General features: G+C 48.2%; 18 protein-coding genes and 3 CRISPR repeat arrays. Of the genes, 5 read left to right on the forward strand and 13 right to left on the reverse strand.

Annotated features, from left to right (window positions below; genetic code table 11):
• Window positions 1-22 precede the first annotated feature (22 nt).
• Window positions 23-1033 (forward strand): substrate-binding domain-containing protein, encoded by a 1011-nt coding sequence (locus AC6RNO_RS22035; protein WP_497106769.1) that lies wholly within the window; start codon window positions 23-25, stop codon window positions 1031-1033.
• Between the two features lie 92 nt (window positions 1034-1125).
• Here AC6RNO_RS22035 and AC6RNO_RS22040 read toward each other — a convergent pair whose 3' ends face one another.
• The 6 genes from AC6RNO_RS22040 to ytaF form a co-directional block, all read right to left on the reverse strand.
• The gene (locus tag AC6RNO_RS22040; protein ID WP_474683330.1) at window positions 1126-1947 is read right to left on the reverse strand and encodes an undecaprenyl-diphosphate phosphatase; all 822 of its coding nucleotides are present in this window, start codon (window positions 1945-1947) and stop codon (window positions 1126-1128) included.
• Between the two features lie 23 nt (window positions 1948-1970).
• Window positions 1971-3110: a putative lipid II flippase FtsW gene (gene ftsW / locus AC6RNO_RS22045; RefSeq protein WP_497106770.1), complete on the reverse strand. Its 1140-nt coding sequence runs from the start codon at window positions 3108-3110 to the stop codon at window positions 1971-1973.
• 31 nt (window positions 3111-3141) lie between these two features.
• Window positions 3142-3696: a hypothetical protein gene (locus AC6RNO_RS22050; RefSeq protein WP_474683328.1), complete on the reverse strand. Its 555-nt coding sequence runs from the start codon at window positions 3694-3696 to the stop codon at window positions 3142-3144.
• Between the two features lie 90 nt (window positions 3697-3786).
• Window positions 3787-5169 carry an ATP-binding protein gene (locus AC6RNO_RS22055; protein ID WP_497106771.1) on the reverse strand — a complete coding sequence of 461 codons (1383 nt, stop codon included), beginning with the start codon at window positions 5167-5169 and terminating at the stop codon, window positions 3787-3789.
• A 4-nt stretch (window positions 5170-5173) separates the two neighbouring features.
• Window positions 5174-5881, reverse strand: a complete 708-nt coding sequence (locus tag AC6RNO_RS22060; protein ID WP_474683326.1) for a response regulator transcription factor — start codon at window positions 5879-5881, stop codon at window positions 5174-5176.
• Window positions 5882-6113: 232 nt separating this feature from the next.
• Entirely contained in the window at window positions 6114-6755 is a 642-nt protein-coding gene (ytaF, locus tag AC6RNO_RS22065; RefSeq protein WP_474683325.1) for a sporulation membrane protein YtaF, read from the reverse strand.
• 123 nt (window positions 6756-6878) lie between these two features.
• Between ytaF and AC6RNO_RS22070 the strand changes: the two genes are divergently transcribed.
• The gene (locus AC6RNO_RS22070) at window positions 6879-7556 is read left to right on the forward strand and encodes a DUF1232 domain-containing protein (RefSeq protein ID WP_474683324.1); all 678 of its coding nucleotides are present in this window, start codon (window positions 6879-6881) and stop codon (window positions 7554-7556) included.
• A 969-nt stretch (window positions 7557-8525) separates the two neighbouring features.
• Here the strand turns inward: AC6RNO_RS22070 and AC6RNO_RS22075 are convergent.
• The 5 genes from AC6RNO_RS22075 to AC6RNO_RS22095 all read right to left on the reverse strand — a co-directional run bounded on the left by AC6RNO_RS22075 (window position 8526) and on the right by AC6RNO_RS22095 (window position 16079).
• Window positions 8526-9284, reverse strand: a complete 759-nt coding sequence (locus AC6RNO_RS22075; protein ID WP_497106772.1) for a hypothetical protein — start codon at window positions 9282-9284, stop codon at window positions 8526-8528.
• A 141-nt stretch (window positions 9285-9425) separates the two neighbouring features.
• The gene (locus AC6RNO_RS22080) at window positions 9426-10379 is read right to left on the reverse strand and encodes an acetylxylan esterase (protein ID WP_497106773.1); all 954 of its coding nucleotides are present in this window, start codon (window positions 10377-10379) and stop codon (window positions 9426-9428) included.
• Between the two features lie 18 nt (window positions 10380-10397).
• Window positions 10398-11357, reverse strand: coding sequence for an acetylxylan esterase (locus tag AC6RNO_RS22085; RefSeq protein ID WP_497106774.1), 960 nt, complete (start codon window positions 11355-11357; stop codon window positions 10398-10400).
• Between the two features lie 33 nt (window positions 11358-11390).
• Complete coding sequence (locus AC6RNO_RS22090) at window positions 11391-13052, reverse strand: hypothetical protein (protein ID WP_497106775.1); 1662 nt, start codon at window positions 13050-13052, stop codon at window positions 11391-11393.
• Window positions 13053-13335: 283 nt separating this feature from the next.
• Window positions 13336-14038: a CRISPR direct-repeat array (repeat unit 30 nt; unit sequence GTTTCAATTCCTTATAGGTACGATACAAAC).
• A 409-nt stretch (window positions 14039-14447) separates the two neighbouring features.
• Window positions 14448-15212: direct repeats of the CRISPR family, unit length 30 nt.
• 468 nt (window positions 15213-15680) lie between these two features.
• Window positions 15681-16079, reverse strand: a complete 399-nt coding sequence (locus AC6RNO_RS22095) for a hypothetical protein (RefSeq protein WP_497106776.1) — start codon at window positions 16077-16079, stop codon at window positions 15681-15683.
• Between the two features lie 409 nt (window positions 16080-16488).
• On the opposite strand from AC6RNO_RS22095, the gene AC6RNO_RS22100 reads away from it, so the two are divergent.
• The 3 genes from AC6RNO_RS22100 (at window position 16489) to AC6RNO_RS22110 (ending at window position 20360) form a co-directional block, all read left to right on the forward strand.
• Window positions 16489-16668 carry a putative holin-like toxin gene (locus tag AC6RNO_RS22100; RefSeq protein ID WP_497106777.1) on the forward strand — a complete coding sequence of 60 codons (180 nt, stop codon included), beginning with the start codon at window positions 16489-16491 and terminating at the stop codon, window positions 16666-16668.
• 569 nt (window positions 16669-17237) lie between these two features.
• Complete coding sequence (locus AC6RNO_RS22105) at window positions 17238-17942, forward strand: hypothetical protein (protein ID WP_497106778.1); 705 nt, start codon at window positions 17238-17240, stop codon at window positions 17940-17942.
• 544 nt (window positions 17943-18486) lie between these two features.
• Window positions 18487-19381: a CRISPR direct-repeat array (repeat unit 30 nt).
• Window positions 19382-19949: 568 nt separating this feature from the next.
• The gene (locus AC6RNO_RS22110) at window positions 19950-20360 is read left to right on the forward strand and encodes a hypothetical protein (RefSeq protein ID WP_474683313.1); all 411 of its coding nucleotides are present in this window, start codon (window positions 19950-19952) and stop codon (window positions 20358-20360) included.
• A gap of 2191 nt (window positions 20361-22551) precedes the next feature.
• On the opposite strand, the gene AC6RNO_RS22115 is transcribed toward AC6RNO_RS22110, so the two are convergent.
• On the reverse strand, window positions 22552-24303 hold the full coding sequence (locus AC6RNO_RS22115; protein ID WP_488437203.1) for a sensor histidine kinase: 1752 nt from the start codon (window positions 24301-24303) through the stop codon (window positions 22552-22554).
• Window positions 24300-24980 (reverse strand): response regulator transcription factor, encoded by a 681-nt coding sequence (locus AC6RNO_RS22120; protein WP_474683311.1) that lies wholly within the window; start codon window positions 24978-24980, stop codon window positions 24300-24302. The genes AC6RNO_RS22115 and AC6RNO_RS22120 overlap by 4 nt, the downstream gene beginning before the upstream one ends.
• Window positions 24981-25018: the final 38 nt, after the last annotated feature.

Below are 25018 nucleotides of genomic sequence, written 5' to 3' on the forward strand. Positions count from 1 at the left end.
TGCGACGGAAAGGTGACTGTACTTGATTACAATCTATGATATCGCGGAAAAAGCAGGCGTATCCGCCATGACGGTTTCGAGAGTTATCAATAACTCCGGGAGAATTAGCGAAGCGACGAGAAAACGGGTGCGCAAAGTCATGGATGAGCTGAACTACATTCCGAATTCGATGGCGCGCAGCCTCGTTTTGCAAAAGACCAAAATTTTATCGCTGCTCATTACGGATATTACCAATCCCTTCTATACGACGATCGCCCGCGGGGCCGAGGATGCCGCCAAACGGTCGGGCTACAAGCTGCTGTTCGGCAACAGCGACGAGGATTACGCCAAAGAAAAAGATTACGTGGACATGATTTTGTCCACAAGGGTCGACGGCGTGCTGTTTGCGCCCACAGGAGACCGCTCGCTTGAACATTTGCGGCAGCTGCAAAAACATCGCATCCCCTTCGTCATTCTCGACCGGGAGGTGCCCGGCATCGAAGCGGACATCGTTCTCGGCGACAGCAAGGAAGGCGCCAGAAAGCTGGTCGAGCACCTGCTCGCGCTGGGGCATCGCCGCATCGCCCTGATTAACGGCTCGCCGGACGTGTCCACGGCCCGGCTGCGGTACGCCGGTTATAAGGAGGCGCACGCCTTGAACGGTATTCCGCTGGACGAGACGCTCGTCGTCCATGTCAATTACCGCGATTTTCAGGACGAAAGCGCGCTCGATTTCCTGCTCGGGCAGCCGTCGCCGCCGACCGCCATATTTGCGGCGAACAATTTGCTCGCCGTCGGCGCGATCAAGTCGCTGCGGGAACGCGGCTTCCGGGTGCCGGACGACATCTCCGTCTGCTGCTTCGACGACTTCGGCCGGGCGGACGCGATCAATCCGTTCCTGACGGTCGCATCGCAGCCGGCGTATCAGTTCGGCTCCATGGGCATGCAGCTGCTGATCGAGCGCATCGAGAACGAATCCGGCCTCGCGAACCGAAAAATTATGCTTCCGTCCGAAATGCTCATCCGCGCGTCGACCCGCCCCCCGAAGGCTTGAGCGAATGGCCGGCAGCACGCATGAAAAAACCGCCGGATCATGTTCAATCACCCGGCGGCTTCATTTATTTGGACGAACTTCGTATAGTCAATTCAAAACGCATAGATCGTTACAAGTATGACTGCTCCCACGATCCAGCAATAATAAGCAAAAGGCCTCATCGCCTGAATTTCATGTTTTTTAACCCATTTCATTAGAGCCCAGACGGCCAGCAGAGCAAACACCCCCGACAGGATGCCTCCTATGATCGACATTCCGAGCAAACCGTGCATGCCCGACTTCAGTTTCGGCACTTCCAATATGCTTGCGCCAACGATAACCGGAGTCGCCAAAAGCATCGAAAAACGCGCGGAAGCCTCGTGCTTGAGCCCCATCCAAAAGCCGGCAATCATACTGGACCCGGATCTCGAAAAACCGGGGACAAGCGCTAACGACTGGAACAATCCGATCACAAAGGCTTGTCCTGCGCTCAAATCTTCGATCTCTTTGCTTCCCTTCCCCGACATTTTCTCTCCGAGATAAAGCAGGACGCCGTTGACGATAAGAAAAATCGCCGCACTGGTGACGCTGCTGAAAAGGTGTCTCAACGTTTTTTCAAGCAGCAGGCCGATTACGGCTGCAGGCACCGTTCCAACGATGACGAGCAAAAGAGTCTTTTTGAACCGGGAAGGTCCTCCCGAAAATAACGATTTCAGCATGTGAATCCAGTCACGGCTGAAAAAGAGAAGCAGCGCCACAGCCGTTCCCAAATGCAGCATAACGACATAAGGCAAAAAATGCTCCTTCAGAAATTCGGGATCCAGATTCCAGCGAAACACATACGGGGTCAAGACTCCATGCGCTACGCTGCTGACCGGAAACAGTTCGGTAATTCCTTGAATAATAGCAAAAATGACGGTTTGAAAAAAATCCATGCTTCCTCTCCTCTTACCCGTATTTAACTTGCGGTCACCTGCGAATGCATGCCGGCTTCTCTTCGCCTTCGATTGTTATCCCGGGATATGCTTAGCAAAATGCCGACGCTTGCCATGCACAAAATCAGGGACGAGCCGCCATAGCTGATAAAAGGAAGCGGAACGCCCGTAACCGGCAGACTGCCTGTAACGGCCCCAAGATTGAGACAAAATTGAATAAATATCATCGCTACCAATCCTATACCCAGCAAAATTCCAAACGGATCGTCGCTTTGAACTGCGGTAATAAAACAGCGCCAGAAAAAAATAAAAAATACGATCAAAAGCAGCGTCGTGCCGACAAGCCCCAATTCCTCGCCGATAACGGCAAAAATAAAATCCGTGTGCGCTTCCGGCAAATAGAACTGCTTCTGGATGCTTAGCCCGAGTCCCGTTCCCGTAAGCCCGCCGTGACCTAAAGCGTAAAGCGACTGAATGAGCTGATACCCGGAATCGGACTGGTTATCGAACGGATTTAAGAAAGAGTTGAGCCGCTTCAGCCGATAGCTTTTGCTGCCGGCCAGGTATACAAAGACCGGCACAAGCCCCAGAGCAAGCACAAAAAGATGGCGCAATGCGATGCCGCCGACCACAATAATCGTACCTGCAATAGAAGCCAAAATTAGCGCGGTGCCGAAATCAGGCTGCTTCATGACAAGAATCAGAACCAGACTAACCATAATGAGTATGGGGAGCAGCCCTTTTATGAACGACTTGACCTTCTCTCCCTTTCTGCTGATTAAAGCCGATACGTACACGCAGACGGCCAATTTGGTAAATTCAGTCGGTTGAAAATTAAGACCTCCCATAACGAACCATCTTTTCGCGCCGTTAATGTTCGTTCCCCCGATTAATACGAGCACAAGCAGGATCAACGAAACAAGCAGCATATAAGGTCCGGCTTTTTTCCATATTGAAAAAGGAAGGCTCATACAAACAAGCATGATGAATAATCCTGCGGCGGCGAAAATACCTTGTTTCGAAGCGTAGTACCAGGCGCTCTCTTGCATCAAGGCAGCTTTGGGCGAACTGGCGCTGAATATCATAACAAGACCGAAGCCGACCAGCACGACGGTTGAAAATAGAAGCAGAAAATCCGGACGCCCCCGCAATGTGCCTTTCAATTCGCAAACCCCCTAATTCACCGGGCATATGTCACATGTTTCCGGGGATTTTATCCAATTGCAACTTTCCCTGATACCGCTGCTTGCTCCACAATTCCAATGTATTGTTTTTCCATTCATAAATATCAAGCCCATTCTCGCCTGCGCCCATGGACCATCCGAGCATAATCTCGGGTCGTCCGTCTTTCGTAACGTCCGAAAACCCGACATAATCCAGGCCGTAACCGAACCCTTTCGTATCCCAGACGATGCGCCACTCATTATTGCGCTGTTTCAACAGCGCCGCCTTTAGTATTTTGTCGTTAACGACGTTCTCTTCGTATACGACCACAGCTTCATCGATCCCGTCTCCGTCCACATCTCCGAATGTAACGCGTTCGCGGTCATTCGGGTGTTCCGAGGCTAACAGCCGGGCTCCGTCAGGCAGCAAGGTTCGAAGCATCGCACTGAAACTGTCTTTTGCGGCATTCGCTTCCGAGACCGGGGATTGAATGACATCCACGGGAGCGGCAGGCATCCCGCATCCGCTGATCCACAACAGTGAAGCTGCAGCAAGCAATGTACAAATCCGTCTGCTAAACATCATCTTATTTGGCTCCCTGCCTGTCATTGTACGACTTTATTTTATATTTTTGCGGAACATAAAAGGTTATGAAAAAGTTAAAATTTTTCCTTTTCACTTTGGGAGATAAATGTCGACTTTCGTTCCCATTCCCGGCCTGCTGTTTATTTTCATTTCCCCACGATGCAATCGGACGATCTGATCGGCAATCGATAATCCCAGACCGCTTCCGGCAGCATGCCGGTTTCCTTTGTAAAACTTTTGGAAAACATTCGCCAAATCGTGCTCCGCAATACCCACCCCCGTATCTTCCACAGTAATGACGATCTGTTCCTGGGCTGAGGAAGCTCGCATTGTAATGACGCCGCCGGGCTCCGTAAATTTCAGCGAGTTGTCCAACAAGTTGATCAGCACTTGCTTCAACCGATTTTCGTCGGCTTGAATGAGCGGAAGCGTATCGTTGGCATGCACTTCCAGCGAGATGCTCTGCCTGGCGGCTCTTGGGGCGAGCTGTTTTCCTAAATGCCGCAGCAGTTCCGGGATATGGAGCGGGGTACAGTGCAGCAAAATTCGTCCGTTATCCAATTTGGAAAAATCAAGCAATTCGTCGACAAGCCGAGTTAACCTGTCCGTCTCCGTCTCGATAATTTCGAGCCCTTCTTGAAGCATGTTCCTGTCTTCACCTGGCGTCGAATTCAAGATGACGACCCAGCCTTTGATGGACGTCAGCGGCGTTCGAAGCTCATGCGATACCGATGAAATGAAGTCGTTTTTGAGCTGCTCGTTTTGCCCTATTTTTGCCGCCATCGAATTGAATGTGTCCGCCAGCGTCCCCAGCTCGTCCCGGTACCGTTTGCGGGCCCGGACGGTAAAATCGCCTTCGGCCATTTGTTCGGCCGCCAGCTTCAGCTCGGTTATGGAGCCGGTAATGGTTCTCGACAGGGGGATGCCCAGAAAGGCGACAATGGCTACGACGATAAAACCGACGGAAATAAAGACGGCGGAAATTTGCTTGACCGCTTCCGCCGTTTCGGTTAAAGAGGTCACGAACCTGACCGCCCCTACGGTAGCATCCTTCGTCTGCAAAGGGTACGATACGGCTAGTATCGCTTCATGCGTGGACGGCTCATATCCCCTCCAGGTTCCTTCCTTTCCGCTGCACGCTTCTTTCACATCCGGGTACCCGATTATATTTTCGCCTATATGTTGTCCCGTTGAGTCTTGCAGCAGTTGACCGGACGAACCGATAATCTGGACTTGAGCGGATGAATGGTGGGCAAATCCGCTGAGCAGCCTTTCCGATTGCTGCGCTAAATCCTCGCCTGCAAAATATTGATGAAAAAAAGAAGCGGACAGTTCCGCTTGCTTCGACAGGATGCGTTCCACATTGTGATAATAGTAATAATTGACCAAAGCAATCAGAAAAAATTCCAGAATTGCAACTGTAATCAAAATGACGGCGAGGTAACTGCCTACAAGCCTTTTTTGGATGCCCAACCGTTCAAACCTCCTTTCGCCACCTGTACCCGAGCCCCCACACCGTTTCGATCAGCCGGGGGCTGGAGCAATCGTCTTCAATTTTTTCCCTGAGCTTTCGGACGTGGACATCAACAGTTTTCGTATCGCCCACAAAATCTTCTCCCCAAATCAGGTTCAACAGCTCATTTCTGGACAATGCTTTATCAGGATTTTGCAAAAACGCTTTGAGCATTTGAAATTCCTTCGGTGTCGCTTCAATGGGACAGCCGTCTTTGAATAACTTGTTGGCATCCAGATCAAGCCGGATCGAGCCTGATTGGAGTATTTTTCTATGCGGCGGTCCCGCCGATTTTCGGGTGCGGCGCAATACGGTTTTGATTCTTGCTGCAAGCTCCAGCGGATTAAAAGGTTTGACGACGTAATCGTCGGCCCCCAGTTCAAGACCTTTGATCTTGTCCAAATCCTGCGTCCTGGCAGTCAAAAAAACGATGGCGATGTCCGGGTCGATTTCTCTTAGTTTTTTGCAAAACTCAAAACCGTCCGTATCCGGCAGCATGATGTCCAGCACGACGACGTCGGGCCGGCTTGCGGCAAGGCTTCTCATAGCCATTTCTCCCGATGCGGCTTCGGCGACCTGAAACCCGGATCTGTCCAAATGAATCGCCACAAAACGCCGGATATGGTCATCGTCTTCAACGATAAGCACTTCGTTTCGGTATACGGCTTCCATCACTGTCTCCTCCAAACCCGATAAATGGACTATACAAACACAAAAAAGCTCTCCCTGAAAAGAGAGAGCTCCGGGCAGCTATCATTAGAGCATTATGCACCACACTTGGATATTACTATCGATACTTGGCGTTGTCAATATTCACTTGGAAAATCCGGAGATTCGGCGGCGCTTCTGTCATATCCGGCATGGGCTCACGTACAATAAATAAATACGGGCACTCTTATGCGCATCAGCCAAAAAAGGAGCCGAAAGCAATCAGCAGCAGCAAGAATCCGCTCAAAATCGTGCCGAACTGGCCGACGGTGAACTTGCCGATGCGAATCCCGGCCACTTTTCGGCCAAGCGCGACGCCGAACCAGACCGTAACGAAGCTGCCGATTGCGGCCGTTATGGAAATAGCCAGCGGAGATAGGCCCAGCAGCCCTGCTCCCAATCCGTTCGTAACGGCATTCGCGGAGAGCGCCACCCCCAGAATCACTGCCTCGCCGATGCCGATTTCGCCGGATCGATCGATGTCCGCCTTTTCGGGATTTTTCAAAATCGTTTGTATCGAGCTTGCGCCGGAAACTTCCTCATCGGAATCCTCGGACAGGCGCTGCCCTTTACGCGGTACCGCCAGCAAAATGATGCGAATTCCGATAATAATCATAAGAAATGCGCCAACCAGAACCGGCAACAGCCCGGGAAGAATTCGGGAAAGCCAGTGGCCGGCCAAAATTCCGGTCATACTGAACAAAAAACAAATGACGGCTATAACGGTGTTCGCCATATGCCGGATGCGGATACCGCGAACCCCGTAAGAAATGCCGACGCCCAAATTGTCCAGACTCGATGAAATCGCAAAACCCAAGATCAAAAGCCCTGCTGTCATAGTCGTTCCACTCCTCAACACTGTTTACTGTTAGCGTATTGATCAACCTGCAAAAAAGTGCTTTTCCAAATCAAAATGTGTTGAGATTATTTCAACATCGCTCAAAAGGAGTGAGGATATCGGATGACTGATAACCATTTGGAACGACCGGAGCCGTCTCTGGGCAGCACACTCACCTCTTTGCTGAAGGCGCGTTCCTATTCCATGCGCAAGCTGAGCGCGCTGACCGGGATCGATACGGCCACCATTTCGCGGATTATTAACGGAAAGCAAAAGGCGAAGCTCGACCATCTGGAAACGTTCGCTTTCCATCTCGGCGTGCCGACTGCAGAGCTTTTTCAAGCCGCCGGGTTCGATATCGGCATCCCGCAGGTCGAACGGCATTCGGATATTTTTGCATCCGTAAGCAATATTCAAAAAATTTTGCAGTCGTCCAACTTAATCGACACCCAGTTTACTGAAGAGCTCGTCCGCAAAGAGCTGAGCAAATATGAGAAATATGCCCTGACGGAGGAAGGAAAACAAATCATCGTCGAAGATTTCCCCGAAAAGGTTGCAAGCGTCAACGGCGCCGGCCCATTCATCGACGAGCTGAAGCAGATGTACCGCCTCTTTTGCGAGGAAGAGACTTTGCCGGAAAAGCGCGCTATCGTCGGCAGCGCCTTGCTTTATTTCGTTTTGTCGGCCGACATTATCCCGGACTACGTCTTCCCTCTGGGCTATTTGGACGACGCCATCGCGGTGCAATTAGTGCTCGACCGGCTCAACGACTCCAAAAGTGAGCGCCACTCCGACGAATGAGCCGAACGGCGCGGTCGCTTGCTTGCGACCGACCGCCGTCATGCAGCGAAAACACCGCGCGCCGGGAGCTGCGCGCGGTGCGGCACGGGCCCCGTGCAGAAAGCCTGCTCCCGGATGCCCGCGTGCGAGGCATTCCTGTACTTGTGCAGGCTTTCACTCTGAACCGGCCGCTGCCGCCAAAAATGCTGCACTTTTGCAGGCTGCGCAGAAACCCACTTGCCGGAACCTGGCGTACAATTTGCCTGATTGCGCGAAGAAAACCTGCAAAAGTGCAGGTTTTCCTCGGTTGATACGCCGGCTGCGCAATATTCCTGCAATTGTGCAGGCTTTTCGCCGCGAACATGGGCTCTGGCTCAATTTCTTCGAAAATTCCTGCACAATCGCAGGCTTTTCGCCAAAATGAACCATTATTACAGAAAAAGCCTGCACTTTCGCAGGTTTTTCCCTACCAAGCCGCTTTGTCCCCCCACTTCAGCTACTCATCCCTAACAGGAGAGGTGTCTCTTACTTCAGCTACTCATCCCTAACAGGAGAGGTGTCACCTACTTCTGCTACTCATCCCGTACAGGAGAGGTGTCCCCCTCCGGTTCCTCTATCCCGTCACTCTATCAACCATCTGATAGTTACAAGTTTTCTACACGTTAATAAGGATGTGCCTCTCCAATCATGTACGTTTTTCTCGACAGCCTGCACCAACCTTAAAATAACTAGCGATGTACTAATTTCGGCTTCATGGGTGCCGCCCAGCGGCATGGGAGGCTTTCGCATGTAAGGGCAGACGGCCAGTCGGAGGACGGGCTCGCGCGAGCCATGCAGTCGGCCGTCATGCAGCGTCGCACCGCATACATACGCGCACCGCAAGCTGCATGGCGGCGGTCGACCGGCTGCACCTCATTAACCGGGCGCGCCTAAAAAGGAGACCGTTTGGTCTCCTCGGGAATGCGATTCGTTTTGCTGGAATCGCGTCGGTTACTTTGTTTTCGATTGCAGCAGTTCGAGTAATTGCTGACCGGATTGCTGCATGCCTTGGCCGCCGCCTGCTCCTCCCGGTCCGCCTTGGCCTTGAGGCATTTGACCGCCGCCGTCCATTGGCTTTTGATCTCCGGATGGCGCTGCCGGAGGCGAAGCAGGAGGTGAACCTGCAGCAGAACCTGCAGCGTCCGGAGCCGATGAAGGACGCGAACCGGAGCCGCCCTTGCCGTCGTTTCCGCCTCCCCCTCCATTGCCGCCCTGTCTCATAGGCTCTTTTGCAGCGGCATCATCCAAATATTTTTTCTGGGCATCGGTAAGCCCGCTGAGCAGTTTCGTTTTGTTATCCGACGTTAATTCGCCGCTCGAAATACTCTCCTGCACGACGGGGATCATTTGCACCGCCTGATCTTTGGTGATGGTCAATCCATCCGCCTTATCCATCATGATCAGGGAACGGAACGTCCTCATCATTTGAAAATCTTTTTGATTCGCGCCCGATTTCGCCGCATTCTGCGTCTGGCCTTGCGATACCTGATTTTGCGCTGTCTGATCCGGCGTCTGCGTAGACGATGGGGCTTGCGTCGATTGAGCCTGCGATTGATTGCCGCCCGCCTCTTGGGCCGAGCCGGAGTTCGCCGTTTGCGCCGTCGAGCAGCCGCTCAGCAAAGCCGTTATAAGCAACAGTGAGCCGATGATTTGCTTCCGTTTCTTTTTCGCGTCCTTAGTCAGTCCGTTATGGTTGTTTGTTGCTTTCATGATACTCTCCGCCTTTCTAATCCACTGTTTCATTTTCTGTTACAACTGCAATAATAATCCTCTTTTATGAACAATAAAGAAACTGCAGCTTAATCTCCCTTGAATGTTCCCTGAAAGGTTACTGAAAAAAAAGAACCCGCTTCAGCAGCGGGATCTTTGGATAAAATCATATACAAGGCGAGTATGGCCGCGTGGCAGCTCATGCCCGAGAAACGGATTGATATGCAAATGCTTGTGGGCCGAGGCCAGCGCGTTGTAGGCGGCGAATACCGTTTCCGGCATGCAGACGGTATCTTTTAATCCGACGGACATCCATACGGGAACGGTGATCCGGTCGGCAAGATGAACGATGTCGAAATAGCTGAGGGTCACCAGCACCGGCGCGAGCCGCTCCGGGTTATGGCTGACGAATTGGGCGGCTTCCGTAAGCGATCCTGTGGAGTTGAGCAGCCCGAAATCGAAGCGGCACATGTTCGGTATGTCGGCAACCGCCATATGGACGCCCGGCTCCAGCGCAGCCGTCAGCAAAGCCAGACCGCCGCCCTGGCTGGCGCCCATCGCGATGATCCTGGCCGGATCGACGCCGGGCTGCTCCCGGGCGCAGCGCACTGCGCGGATTCCGTCGATAGCCAGCGCTTTGTAATAGCAGGTATGCGGGTCCATAATCCCCTGCGTGATCCACCCTTTTGCCATGCCGTATGTATTGGCCAGTGCATTCCCGGTTTCCCCGCTCTGCCCGCGCACATCGACGGCAAACACCGCGAAGCCCATCAGCAGCCAGGCCGCATAGTCCTCGGGCTCGCCTTTCGATCCGCCGTATCCGTGGAACACGACCAGGCAGGGGGCCGGCTCGGCGAGCGCCTTCGACGGAACAAGATGCCAGGCATGAATCGGCGTATGCGCATCGCCCTCATAAATGACCTTATACGCCTCCACGTCCTGCATCGGGGTTCGGACAACCGTTCGCGTATACGGCACCCGAGCCGTTTCGCCGGACAACGTTCGCTCCCAAAAATCGGCCAAATCCGCAGGAGCGAGCTGCCTATCGGGCACGTAACTATAGAGTTCGTCTATTCTTTTTTGAATCGCATTCATGGCGAATGTGCCTCCGGCTTACAGCTTTTGCATAAATTCAAACGCCAAATCGTTAAAACCCGGCAAATGCTCATGCCCAAAATCCGGGAACAGCTCAATTTGCTTCGGCGCTTTTATTTTGTTGTAAGCCGCAAACTGCGTGGAAGGCGGGCAGACCGTGTCGCTGAGACCGACGCCCATAAGCACCTCTCCCTGAATGCGGCTCGCGAGATGCTGAATATCGATATAGCCGAGCTTGGCAAAAATCTCATTCTCGCGCTTATGCTGCGGATCATGCCTGCGGAAGTAATCCTTCAGCTCGGCATACGCATCCTTGGCCAGATCCATTTCCCACACCCGCTGGTAATCGCTGAGAAAAGGGTACACCGGCGTCAGCCGCTTAATGCGGGGCTCCAGCGCCGCACAAGCGATCGTAAGCGCGCCGCCCTGCGAACCGCCTCTGGCGCCTACGCGATCCGGATCGACCTCCGGCATCCCCATCGCGATTCCGGCGAGCTGCGCCGTATCAAGAAAAATATGACGGAACAGCATATCGTCAGGCGAATCGTCAATTCCACGGATAATATGCCCGCTGATCGTCGTGCCCTTCACGCCGCCCGCATCCTCCGAAATACCGCCCTGTCCGCGGCAGTCCAAAGCGAATACGGAGAACCCGAGCGCAGCGTACGCCAGCTTTTCCGTCCAATCGCCTGAAGAGCCCCAATATCCGTGGAATTGCAAAATAGCCGGATGCGGGGACTCCGCAAACTTGGGCCGAATATATTTGGCATGAACCCGCGCCCCTCTTACACCCGTGAAGTACAATTCGAAACAATCTGCAAAAGGAGTTTGAAACTCGCTGGGGCGCAATTCAACCTGCGGATCAACCGCTTTCATTTCGGCAATCGCCCTGTCCCAGTAAGCATCGAAATCGTCAGGCCGCGGATTGCGTCCTTCATAGGTGAAAAGTTTTTCTACAGGTAGATCGAAAACTGGCATATTCTTCCCCTTTTCCTGGATCGTTGTTCAACTTCACATAACCGTATAATCCGTAAAATTTACAAATACCCCGTTGACCCGTCTCGTTATTTGCGAATCGGCGCCGACCGCAAGCTCCAGACGGTCTCCCCTCATCGTCACGTACGTGACCGAATTGCCGGCAAACGCACCATCCAGCCCGGCATGAGCAAAATCCGGCTTGTTCCTGCCCGCCGCTTCAGCAAAATGAGTCACATCCATAATGCCCAGGCTTTTGGCTTCGACTGCGTCCACACACTCCAGCACGACCCCGTTCGCTCCGGCCGAACTTGTGACCGTCCAGCGGTCCGCCAACTCGATTCTGTCGAAGGACTGCCGGATATGCACGGCCAGGTATACATTTCCGCACAATCCATATAACGAATTCGCCGCCTGGAGCCATTCTCCTTTTGGCAAACAGCCAATAACTTGACCGGTTTGGCCATCGGGGATGGTGTACAGGACGGCCGCTGTATTTTGATGAAACAGCACTTCCGTATGCCCGCTTTGGTGCCGCAAGCTTTCCTCAGAATCGGCGTCGCCCGCAAGGAAAAAATAGGCGCGGTTGACACCTTCCACAGCCTGCAAAGGAAACGCGGCATCCCAGCGGTGCTGTTCATTATCGAACTCCTCGGCCCGTTCCCACATGCCGCCCACCGCGTAATATTCCGTTATGTACACGTAACTGTGCAGCGGATTTCCGCCAACTGCCGCCGGACGGGGAACGATTTGCTTCACTTCAACCGGATTGCCGCGCTGCAAAGCTGTACTGCGGGCCTGCGAAGGCGCCTCGTAAAAAAGAAATCCCGCATACTCCGTCCGCGGCATATCCTCCGGAAGCTCAAAATCCCCAAACTGCACATAATCCATCAGCACGTTCCGGTCCTGCGGAATATCGTGAGCGAGCCCCCGGGAATGCGGCCCGACCCAGGCCCCCCGCAAGTAATAGAGCGACCGGACATGCCATAAATAATCGAGCATAGCTGCCAGCTGCTTTTTGATCTCAGCGTCTTCGGCTAGCTCCCACGCACATGTAAACGCCTGCACCCAATGCCAAAACCAGGGAAGACAGCCGTACTCAGACATCCCCATGCCCGTAATGCGCTCCAAAGTCGCCTGCAAACTGCGGAAACCATCCTCAAGCAGCTCCCGATCCCCGTACAACTGGCCAAAAATAAGCTTCGCCGCCGTATACTTCGCCTCATGATGATGATAATGCTCAAGCGGCTTCCGGTAAAAATGACTGCGGTAAACATGCTCCAAAGTCTGCTCCAATTGGGTCCGCAAAGCTTGCGGCAGCTCCGGGCCGTACCGTTTGTAAAAATAAACGAGCAAACTGCCCATCAGCTCGACCGGAAGAGAATTCATTCCCGCTTCCCGGGGAACGGGATCGAGATTGAGCGGCCAGTGCCCGTAAGTCTCGCTGAGCGGATCCCGGTCCTGCAGCTGCAGAACCTCCAACAAAACGCGGCCCGCCTTCGCCTTCGCGGCATCCCGCTCAAAAACAGCCGGAACTCCCGCATCCACAGCCGCCGCAAACAAATACGAAGCATAATAAAAATTGTCGCGGACGTCACGATGAAACCACAACCCGCTGTCCAAAACAGGGAGCTCGTATGCTTTTTTCGCCACTCGGCTTATAAACTCTTTTCTTCGCTGCTCATAATACGACATCATCGTCACTCCTTCGTTCCATAAAAAAAGGTCAAACAACCAAAATAAAAAGGCCCCACTATTCGCCTTGAGCCTCGTTGAAACGTTTAAATTCATCTTATCCGGAAATAAAACGAGCGTCAATGAGCAAAATACGTGGCGGGCCGCAGGGCTGTTTTTTGGGGATTGTTTCCTTATAGGTAAGATAGAAACGAGAATACTCACACGAGAAAGACGTAATGTTTCAAATTCCTTATAGGTATGACATAAAACACACCAAGGATTTTGCTGAAAGGATCAATCCGTAGTTTCAATTCCTCATAGGTACGATATAAACACGGTATGCTTGCTCGATCCGGCGTTTCAGTGCCCAGTTTCAATTCCTTATAGGTACGATACAAACAGAACAAAAGCTGCTGAGTACGTCATTAAGAAGGATTGTTTCAATTCCTTATAGGTACGATACAAACTGGCAACGTCGCTATGGCCGCCTAGTCCTGATTCAAGAGTTTCAATTCCTTATAGGTACGATACAAACTGTTTTCGGTGTAGGCTCCACCACATAGCCCCTCCGCTGTTTCAATTCCTTATAGGTACGATACAAACGAAGCATCAAGAGCCTCCTGCGCTGCTTCCAAAGCTTCGTTTCAATTCCTTATAGGTACGATACAAACTTATGCTTATAGTTGGTCCCTAACTTTACGTTGAGAGTTTCAATTCCTTATAGGTACGATACAAACCCAATCAAAATGAACAGCAATTGAACGTTTTGAGCAAGTTTCAATTCCTTATAGGTACGATACAAACCAAAAGCCCTTTTCCGTTTTCGTCCAGCTCATCCCAGTTTCAATTCCTTATAGGTACGATACAAACGTGTTCCAAGCAAACGAAAGCAAAAACGGAAGAATAACGTTTCAATTCCTTATAGGTACGATACAAACCTGGTTCGTTCATACTCTGCATTCGATATTGATCCGTAGTTTCAATTCCTTATAGGTACGATACAAACCCAAAAAACCCAGCAATACAGCCATTTTTACAAAACCATATCACAAAATTAATTCCCATGGTTTCACGACCCAAGCCGCAAATCCCTTATAAATACTGGATCTCCACAAAACATGTTTGTCGTCGATCCCCCGGCTTTATTACGCTATTGCAGGTCGACGACAAAAAATACTCTAGTTACCACTATCATATTACTAGTCCCACTTTTTTTCCAATACCATGTGCGGAACCTTTCAATGAAGCTTTGCTACCGTCTGGCAGCAAAATTTACTAATAGCAATAAAACTTCGCACCACCCCGTGTTTCCTAGCTATTTGGCTTTCGTGAAGATCCATGTTTCACTTGACGATGGAAAGTCGAATACTCTCCCATTTGTAAAAATAGCCTGCACAACAAGATTGTACAAAGTGTGTTTTAATTCCTCGTAAGTACAATACAGACCACTCCTTATAGCCGCAGCTGCTGGACAGATGCAGAAATTTCAATTCCTCATAGGTACGATATAAACAGCAACAATGCAGAAGGAAAACTGCTCGTCAAACCGGATTTCAATTCCTCATAGGTACGATATAAACTGAAAGCAATGGCACATGATGCATTTCGTATTCTCTAATTTCAATTCCTCATAGGTACGATATAAACCGGCTCCATAGCCGTCAACGGAAACGGATTGCAAAATTTCAATTCCTCATAGGTACGATATAAACTCGCGATGTTCGCCCCTGCAGCCATCTGTCGTGCAATATTTCAATTCCTCATAGGTACGATATAAACCCAATTGAAAGAGTCTGAGTCAATTATGACTCGATAATTTCAATTCCTCATAGGTACGATATAAACCGAGACCGACGCCAGCGAGTACCGCGTGCAGTATGAATTTCAATTCCTCATAGGCACGATATAAACCTGGCGATCGATTTGCCGAAGTTCATGAACGCCACCAAATTTCAATTCCTCATAGGTACGATATAAACAGTTTTCGATTGGTCGAAATCCTGTGCTGCTTAAATAAATTTCAATTCCTCATAGGTACGATATAAACACAAATGATCCTAGTAAACGGGCAACACCACCTGGGAGATTTCAATTCCTCATAGGTACGATATAAACCCAACAAACATATGGTCATTTGGGTATCAACTCATTATTTCAATTCCTCATAGGTACGATATAAACCCACAAAAATCCAGCAATACAGCCACTTTTTGCAATGCCTCACTACAAAGTTAATTCGGCTGGCCTCATTACCCTAAGACCTAAAACCCTTATAAACATTGGATTTCCATAAGACATATTTGTCGTCGATCCCCCGGCTTTTTTGCGCTATTGCAGGTCGACGACACAAAAATACTTTGGCTACCTCTATCATATTACTAACCCCGGTTTTTTCCAAGCCCATAAGGTGCCCTTATTCATCGATGCTTTTGAGCAAGCACGGTGATACCATTTTCAGATTTCAACTTGGCCAGTTCTAGCAAGTCTTTGACGAACACTTCCAACTTCACTGTTACGCCCACTACAAACTAATTACCTATAAGAAAAACCATACAATACCTGATTTGTATTTGCATCGACTACAACGCTATACTCATTGAAAGTTTTGGGAGTTTGATCTTTTTTGTAAGATTTGGCTGGCTTACTGATTCATTTAAAAGTCACAACATAACAAGGTGTATCCAATAAATAACTGTCTTTCTCTAACTTGGGGTTGCTTTCAGTAGCTCCTTGAGTAAAAAGTTTGAAATCAGGATTAGTAATTAAATGGTATTCAACTTCAATTTTCTTTGCTTCTTTTACATATCCTGGTGCATACTCTTTTGCGGAACTAACCGCTTGACTGGCATCTTGCTTAGGCTTGACTGTTGCCTCTTTGAAAGTTATTCCAACCTCTTTTATTTTTTCACTATCGTGAGTTGATGTTGACATTAGTTCATACTTATTAGCGGACACTTCTGACGAAGCAAACGTATTATTTACAATAGCAAATAACGCCAATCCCAATGCTGCACTAGCAGATACAACGACCCATTTTTTTCTGTTCACGTTTATTCCTCCATTATTGCCAAGAACACCAAACAATATCGATTAATTCCTTATAGGTACAATATAAACCGTGATTCCCAGGCAAAGATGATCGTAGCCTACAGGTGTGTTTCAATTCAGGTAAGATACAAACCGGAGCAGGTTGGCTTCGGCAGCGGGAAACAGTTTAAATTTCAATTCCTCATAGGTACGATATTAACCCACAAAACATGTTTGTCGTCGATCCCCCGGCTTTTTTGCGCTATTGCAGGTCGACGACAAAAAAGGTGTAGGTTATCTCTATCATATTACAAGCCCCGCTACTGCTTTCACAATTTAGCAATTGAAAGAAAATTCCAATCCAGTTAAACTATTATTAGTGTACAACTCAACCTTGGGTGCGGCTTTCCTCCAGGAAGGAGGGGATGCCATGGAAACTTTCCAAGCGATCATGATCATGTTTGCGTTCGGAAGCTTCATTCTGGCGCTACTGACTACATCGATAAACGAAAGTAACCCACTTTTAAGGTTGGCGCCTAAGTGGGTTACTGCCTGTAGGTTATTTACTCAGGAGGGAATCCACCCAAGTTTGTACACGAGGACGGTTTAGCGGACCGTCCTTATTTATTTTTATAATAACATGATTAGTTTATACGCGCAATTCATTGTTTGGTGTTCAAAATACATACGTGATTGTTTACGTGTACGTAATTTACTTTAAAAAGCTCGGAAATTTTCCCGAACAGAATATCCGATATAAATACAAATTGGATCGCGGCGGGTGGTCTTCCCTTTAAAGTTCCGGAATTTCAATTCCTTATAGGTACGATACAAACGAAATACATTTTGTGACGTATGAAAGTAGCATTGAAAGGTTTCAACTTCTCATAAATTGAAACATGTCCCTATACAATCCGAATGAATCACCAACCCTTGAATTTCAAGGTTTTTCCTGTTCGTAACCCGAGTGAATTGTGTCCCCATTTTGTCCCCAAATTACAGGAAAAATCCACCAGGGAAACTTTAGATAAGCGCTGATTCAGTTTTGAGCCAAATTCCATTTAAATTTATTCATTCACTTCCATTTACAATTACTGTAAAATGTTATTGGGTTGATTTGCTACGCGGCGATCATAATTCCATTTATTACAGCAGTGTTTAGGAGAGCGACCTTAAAGTATGATGCTTAAAAAATCAATTATTGCTTTATCCTCTGCTGCAATGTTGTTTGCAAGTCTTTTGCCCATTTCTGCTTACGCTGAATCTACAATACCTGATCAGCAAAGCGATAAACAAAGTATTTCACCAAATCAGTATCCCAAAATAACAATCACAAATGATGCACTGACTATGGATATTTTAAAAGCAGGCGATTCAATTACGAAGTACATCCAGCTAGGTCAAGACAATTTATATCACATTGATCCTACAGTTAAATCATTGTATAGTAGCGAGGTATATCAGTCTTATTCCAATGCTGTTGACAGTGTAAACCAAGCACTTCAACAAAAATTATTGAAAATCGAAAATGGTTTACCTGTTGCTAATGTTTCCGCAAAATCATCTACTTCAGGAGTGCATACAAATGTTTATGCAAACCCCTATTGGTGGGGAGTCGCGGTAACATTTAACGAACAAGAAACCCAGGATATGATTTATTATTTAAACCAATCTGGGCAAGTATGGCAACTTGTAGCAGTTGTCGGTGCAGCTATAGCCGTTGTTGCTGCGCCTGCTGGTGCTGCTGTTTCAGCGGCTGCAGTAATTACGTCTGTTGGATCATTTATGATTGCAGATTCAATGTCACGCAATGATAGAGGAAACGGGGTAACATTGAATTTACATTGGCTTCCAATTACTTACTTTGAATCTACTCCAAACTAGAAAGTTGTTGAGGCAGAATGCTATTGGCAAATATACTTATTTATTTATTCTTGTTTTTTTACGTTGCAGTCTTTTTTATAATCACGCTAATAATAAAAAAGAAAACAAATAATAACAAAAAGTATATTGGTTACTGGTATTTAATTGCAATTGTTTTGATGTTAGGCTTATGTATTTGGTTACTGATAAATGGCACTTACAAAGGCGTCATTTCGCTTATCTCAATTCTTATAGTTTTCGCTATCATTGTTGTGAAGTGGATGCCTCCCGAGAAAATTGATCGATAACTGTCTTTTAAGCAAAGCATCCCTCCGCTGGCGTTGATTGGCCGACGGAGGGATTTTTCTACTGAGCTATTTTTATGGGCTCAAACCCTTTTGCACTCGACCTTTAGTTAACGGTTTGTTCCACGTTTCAACTAATCATAGGTATAATACAAACTCAGCTATTCCCCGCGCGTATAGCCCGAGCCTCGCGCATTTAATTCCTCATAGGGTACAATACAAACAACTCGGGAAAACGCGAAAATCGATCATTGCCTATCATTTCACTTCCTTATTGGTACAATACAAACGTAATTTCTGCACAACCGCAAGCTGCAGCTCTGTACAATTTCAATTCCTCATAGGTACGATACAAACCTTTTGACTCACGATATGTTCGAGCGTTTATGCCAAATTTCAATTCCTCATAGGTACGATACAAACCGAATTCATGTACGCTGTCCAATCAACCACCGATTTTATTTCAATTCCTCATAGGTACGATACAAACAGGGGGAAGAAGCTATCCTCCCTTGTATTTGATTATTATTTCAATTCCTCATAGGTACGATACAAACAAAGGATCAACGTTGCTCCAATTGGTGTTTTGCTCCGATTTCAATTCCTCATAGGTACGATACAAACGCATTCAGTTCGTCCGTCTCTTCGGAGCATTGTTCATTTCAATTCCTCATAGGTACGATACAAGCTCTTGAGGGAAATGGCAGACCATACCGCCTATCGTGATATCAATTCCTCATAGGTACGATACAAACTCAAACTATTGCTTACCCAAACGGCACAGTATACTTATTTCAATTCCTCATAGGTACGATACAAACAACAACCTTCTTACCCACAACAACAAATTGATCCTAATTTCAATTCCTCATAGGTACGATACAAACCGAGAACACAAATACCCGCAACCGCAAAGAAAGCCAAATTTCAATTCCTCATAGGTACGATACAAACGGGAAACATATATCTGTTTACGACAAAGAATTTGAAGAATTTCAATTCCTCATAGGTACGATACAAACAATTGGATAAATCAGACAGACCGTTCTCGTTGAGAAATTTCAATTCCTCATAGGTACGATACAAACCCAAATTGCACATACCGGCCTTTATAGTTCAAAGGAATTTCAATTCCTCATAGGTACGATACAAACCCATAAAAACCCAGCGGCACAGCCACTTCATGCAATGCCTCACCACAAAGTTAACCCGGCTGACCTCACGGCTCAAGCGGCAAATCCCTTATATACACTGGGGATTCCACAAATCTTTCCTGTCGTCGATCCCCTGGCTTTTTTGCACCATCGCAGGTCGACGACAAAAATACCCGGGTATCTCTATCATAGTACCAGTTCCGCTTTTTTCCAAGTACAAAAGAGACATTTTCCTCTTAGATATGATAAGAACCGAAGGTCATACCGACATATATGCAATGACGCTAGAATTCAATTCCTTATAGGTATTATACAAACGAAATACATTTTGTGACGCATGATAATCAAGGGATTTTCCTGCTAGTATCCGTCAATAATCCGGGTGAATATCGGTGAAACGCGTCCCCATTCGGTCCCCAAAATCCACCTTGGCACCTCTCGCTCCCAGCCTCGAATGATCCGCGGCTTACCCTGTTTCTTTGTATTTTGCCCTATAACTCAACAAAAGCCCACACAAAAATGAAAATTCCGTATAGGATATAAAATGAAGAGAAAGGAGAATTTGCTTTATGGCCGATGACATAAGTATTATTGGCTGTCCTGCGCCTCAAAACATTACTTTGATTCAACGCCTACAACCGCTTGTAGGTCGTACAGTGACTGTTTTCCAACCGGGATTTCCACAATTGACCAAAACAATAGGAAAGCTAACAAATATTACTTCCACTTCCTTTATGGTAGGATCCACAAATGTAGTTTTTAAAACATCCTTTTTTATTGATCTGAGAAATCACGTGACAATCACAAAGCCTTTTGACTTGACAGCCTCTGCGGAGGACATCGGAACCTTAAAAGGGAAACTGATCCTTGTAGGAAAAGATTTTGTTGAGTTTGTGAGGATCCCTGGGAAGGACGTGCCCACCCTATTTCCACTAAACTTGTTTACAGAAGTAATCTGCGAACGAGAGCATGAAGAATAACGAAACGGAACGGTTAAAAGGAACTTGCCTCATGGCAGTTCCTCTTTTTGTTTTCGAGTCTTTGGTACTTCTTTAAATGACGAACTCTTGAAACACCGGAAACAGCATAAGCCCCGACTATACCAAAGACGATAAACATGTGCATCGAATATGACGGTTTCAAATCCCCTTAGGTACGAAACAAACGCAGGATATTGCTATGCACGAATCGGTTCAAATCGAGTTTCAATTCCTTATAGGTACGATACAAGCCAATTGGAATGGAAGGGGAGCAGCTGTAACAGCATCGTAGTTTCAATTCCTTATAGGTACGATACAAACTTGCGAAAAGTCTCGGCATCCCCGGCAAATACGCGTTTCAATTCCTTATAGGTACGATACAAACGGAGTTATCAATACACCGAAGAATTTAGCAGATTCCATGTTTCAATTCCTTGTAGGTACGATACAAACTATACCGATACCTTGTGCAGACGCGAAAGTCGATCCAAGTTTCAATTCCTTACTAGGTACGATACAAACGCTGAAAACCATGCTGCAAATATAGATCTTGAAGGAGGTTTCAATTCCTTATAGGTACGATACAAACTCAATCACACCAGTTTGACCGGCAGCTGCCGAGATATGTTTCAATTCCTTATAGGTACGATACAAACGTGGGGTCATGGCACAGATTCAGTTTCCATATGAAAGTTTCAATTCCTTATAGGTACGATACAAACAAAATAAAAAAAGTCAAAAGAGACCGCGCGCCCCTCGTTTCAATTCCTTATAGGTACGATACAAACTGTCGCTTCTCCTTTTGATGAGGGAGTCAGCAAAGTCATTTCAATTCCTCATAGATACGATACTAACAAAGGGAACGTTCCAGATATTCAAAGCGTGATAAACCAGTTTCAATTCCTCATAGGTACGATACTAACCTTTTGTTATTTTGTCGCCGCGGGCTCATGAGAAAAAGTTTCAATTCCTCATAGGTACGATACAAACGCGCCAACTATTACATCCCCTACGAATGGACAGTGGTTATTTCAATTCCTCATAGGTACGATACAAACTGAAAACGGAGGGTGACAAATCCGTTACGAACGTCCTATTTCAATTCCTCATAGGTACGATACAAACTTCGACTGCGGAATTTATATGCAATCCGCGTCATTGAATTTCAATTCCTCATAGGTACGATACAAACAAAGTCAATTCCTTTATGCCCTTCCTCCTTGCCCGATTTCAATTCCTCATAGGTACGATACAAACAAAGTCAATTCCTTTATGCCCTTCCTCCTTGCCCGATTTCAATTCCTCATAGGTACGATACAAACAACATATACCTCGCGTGGCCGCCTACTGTAATCCATTCCAATTCCTCATAGGAACGATACAAACTCAAGCATCCGACTAGCTACAACGATCTCAGGGTCTGATTCCAATTCCTCATAGGTACGATACAAACGTAAATTCTACTCCCTATTGGTTTATCATTCGTGAATTCCAATTCCTCATAGGTACGATACAAACGAAGATGGCACTTGTGGACCACCAAAAAGCGAAGATGATTCCAATTCCTCATAGGTACGATACAAACGATGAATATGGGAATCCCCAATCGACAGATTACTTTTATTCCAATTCCTCATAGGTACGATAAAAACTGCTCTCGAAATCATGGAGCCCGATCTCGCAGCCGAATTCCACTTCCTCATAGGTACGATAAAAACTAGCCCTCATGTGGCTATGAATCACGATGATGATGCGAATTCCAATTCCTCATAGGTACGATAAAAACACATTCTCATCGGACGCGGTGTATTTACGACATCCAAATTTCAATTCCTCATAGGTACGATAAAAACCCACAAAAACCCAGCAGCACAGCCACTTTTCGTAATACCTCATCCACAAGTTGACCTGGCTGGCCTCACGGCTCCAGTTGCAAATCCCTTATAAACATCGGGATTCCCCAAATCGTCCCTGTCGTCGATCCCCCGGCTTTTTTACGCTATTGCAGGTCGACGACAAAAATGTCCGGGTATCTCTATCATAGTACCAGTTCCGCTTTTTTCCAAGTCCTTAGGGGAAACTTTCCCCGCATGACTTCCCTTTATGATGTTTGCCGCCGCACGGCAGCAAACGTCCCCCCGGTTTTTTGTCGCGAGGAACTCCTGCCGCGGCGACCACAAGTGTGCAAAGCCTACACATAAAAATAAAAACGAACGCCCCGCTCCGTGTTTTCCGCTCCGTACCGGCTTTCGTGGAGGTCCAGCACTTGCTTGACGATGGCAAGGCCGAGGCCGGTTCCGCCGGTTTTGCGGTTTCGCGACCGTTCGACCCGGTAGAAACGTTCCCATATCGTTTCCAGCTGATCTTCTGGGATAGCTTCGCCTTCGTTTTCGATCGCCATGCGGATGTGTTCGCCTTCGCTTTCGATGCGGACGGCGATCTCGCTGCCGGCTGTCGCATGGCGAATCGCGTTCATTAGCAGGTTGACCAGCACCTGCTCCATTTTGACCTGATCCGCCTGCACTTCGTGTTCGCCTACGGTGACGGTGACCACCTTAAGCTCTTTTTCATGAAGGTGGTTCGACAGCTTCTCGACGATATCTTCCACTTGTTCGCTCAGCAAAAAATGGCTCTTTTTCAGCTTGATCGTTTTCGATTCCAGTTTGGCCAGCTCCAGCATGTCTTTGATGAGTGCTTCCATCTTATCGGTTTCGCCCAAGATCACTTCAAGATACCGGTCCCGCTTCGTTTCGCTGATTCCATCCCGGATGCCCTCCACGTACCCTTTCACGATGCTGAGCGGCGTTTTTAATTCGTGGGAAACGTTGGAAATAAACTCTTTTTGCAGCTGCTCCATGCGCTGTTTTTGTTCCATATCCGCCCGCAGCTGCTCATTGGCGTCGTACAGTTCCTTTAACGTATCGTCCAATTTCTCGGACAAGCTGTTCAAGCTGTGGGACAAGCTCCCGATCTCATCGTTGTTGCGGATTGGCGATTTCACCGAAAAATCGAGCTTCGCCATACGCAACGCGATTTGGTTCAGCGAGAGCAGCGGTTTGGACACAATTTTGGTAAAGACGAGCGAGAGCAGCAGAATGAGCACGATGCCCCCGATTCCGATGTAAATGTAAAACAGACGCAGGGCATCATACGCTTCGCTGATCTGCTGCAGGGAGGCGAGCACAAAAACCAGTTCGTTTACCTTCCCATCGCGCAAAATCGGCTGAATCGCCACAACGCTGCGCGTGCCGCTGATCGTATCCGTCCATTCCTCCTGGATCGTACCCCCGTTCTGCAAAACGGCTTTCCGCTCATCCGAAAGCGGGAACCAGTCCTCCAGCGCCAGATACAAAATGCCTTGCCGCGAATTCCATTGATTGGAAGCGGGCAGCACCGCGTCCGTGATAACGCCGGAAATCTTTTCCAGGGGCTCGTTCGTGCCTAGATCTACACTCCCGATTTCCTTGAAGCCGGCTTTATGGATAATGACCGGGTAAAAAAGATCTTTTTCCACCGTATCCTCATAATACCCCTCCACCTCGATCCGATCGCCGCGCTGAAAGTTCGCCTCCAGCAGCTTCCGCAAATTGGAATTGAGCAAAAAAGAGAGGGCTATCCGAACCGGATTTCCATGATCGTCCTTGATGACGATGCGGAACAGATTGTCATGCTTCACATTGCCTTCAGGCCCGAGAATCGCAAGCTGCGCTTTATTTTGGCTGATGAACAGGGCCATTTCGCGGGAGATGCGGTCGTCGTCCCAGCGTTTTTTGGCGTAGCTGTCGGTGAATGTCTGGAGCCTCTTTTCCAGTGTGGCGGTTTTCTGATGCTGGTAAAAGGTTTCAAATAAATTAAGCTGTCCCAGCAAAACAATGGCATAAAACAACAGAAAAAAGAAAGCTGTGATGGCAAACAGCTTCATAGTGACCCCACGTTTTATCATCGTTCCTCCTCGAATTTGTACCCGGACCGAATGACCGTGCGGATATGGCGGGCTTCGTCGCCGAGCTTGCCGCGCAGCTTTTTGATATGCGTATCGACGACGCGCAGGTCGCCAAAATAATCGAAGCCCCATATATGATCGAGAATCGTTTCGCGGGAAAGCACGATGCCTTCGTTTTTCGTCAAATACAGAAGCAGCTCGTATTCTTTGGGCGTCAGCTCGATTTCCTGCCCATCCACCTCGACGCGACGCGATCTTCTATTAATCGAAATCCGGCCGAAGCTCAGAAGATGGTCTTCTTTTCCGACAGTCCCCTCGACGCGCTTCATTAGACTGACTGCCCGGGCGACCAGCACCTTGGGGCTGAACGGTTTCGTTACGTAATCGTCTGCACCCAGCTCAAAACCAAGCATTTTATCGTCGTCCTCGGATTTGGCGGTCAGCATAATGATTGGCACAGCTGATCGCGCGCGAATCCGTTTGCATACGGTCCAGCCGTCCAGCTCAGGCATAAGAATATCCAGAATGACGAGATCGGCATCCAGCTTTTCCAATATGTCCAGCGCCTGGAGCCCATTCTCGGCCTCATAGACGCTCCACTGCTCCCGCTTGAAATAATCGGCCACGATTTCGCGGATCAAACTTTCATCTTCGATTAGCAAAACTTTGCGATCCATGCAGCCGCAGCCTCCTTCGCGCAAAAAAACGGTATAGA

The organism is Paenibacillus sp. sgz302190, from assembly GCF_059820445.1.

Excerpts from the sequence above, each read along its gene's own strand:
- AC6RNO_RS22040 (WP_474683330.1), bottom strand. The coding sequence starts at position 1,947 with ATGGATTTTTTTCAAACCGTCATTTTTGCTATTATTCAAGGAATTACC.
- AC6RNO_RS22050 (WP_474683328.1), bottom strand. The coding sequence starts at position 3,696 with ATGATGTTTAGCAGACGGATTTGTACATTGCTTGCTGCAGCTTCACTG.
- AC6RNO_RS22060 (WP_474683326.1), bottom strand. The coding sequence starts at position 5,881 with ATGGAAGCCGTATACCGAAACGAAGTGCTTATCGTTGAAGACGATGAC.
- ytaF (WP_474683325.1), bottom strand. The coding sequence starts at position 6,755 with ATGACAGCAGGGCTTTTGATCTTGGGTTTTGCGATTTCATCGAGTCTG.
- AC6RNO_RS22070 (WP_474683324.1), top strand. The coding sequence starts at position 6,879 with ATGACTGATAACCATTTGGAACGACCGGAGCCGTCTCTGGGCAGCACA.
- AC6RNO_RS22075 (WP_497106772.1), bottom strand. The coding sequence starts at position 9,284 with ATGAAAGCAACAAACAACCATAACGGACTGACTAAGGACGCGAAAAAG.
- AC6RNO_RS22080 (WP_497106773.1), bottom strand. The coding sequence starts at position 10,379 with ATGAATGCGATTCAAAAAAGAATAGACGAACTCTATAGTTACGTGCCC.
- AC6RNO_RS22085 (WP_497106774.1), bottom strand. The coding sequence starts at position 11,357 with ATGCCAGTTTTCGATCTACCTGTAGAAAAACTTTTCACCTATGAAGGA.
- AC6RNO_RS22090 (WP_497106775.1), bottom strand. The coding sequence starts at position 13,052 with ATGATGTCGTATTATGAGCAGCGAAGAAAAGAGTTTATAAGCCGAGTG.
- AC6RNO_RS22100 (WP_497106777.1), top strand. The coding sequence starts at position 16,489 with ATGGAAACTTTCCAAGCGATCATGATCATGTTTGCGTTCGGAAGCTTC.
- AC6RNO_RS22105 (WP_497106778.1), top strand. The coding sequence starts at position 17,238 with ATGATGCTTAAAAAATCAATTATTGCTTTATCCTCTGCTGCAATGTTG.
- AC6RNO_RS22110 (WP_474683313.1), top strand. The coding sequence starts at position 19,950 with ATGGCCGATGACATAAGTATTATTGGCTGTCCTGCGCCTCAAAACATT.
- AC6RNO_RS22115 (WP_488437203.1), bottom strand. The coding sequence starts at position 24,303 with ATGATAAAACGTGGGGTCACTATGAAGCTGTTTGCCATCACAGCTTTC.
- AC6RNO_RS22120 (WP_474683311.1), bottom strand. The coding sequence starts at position 24,980 with ATGGATCGCAAAGTTTTGCTAATCGAAGATGAAAGTTTGATCCGCGAA.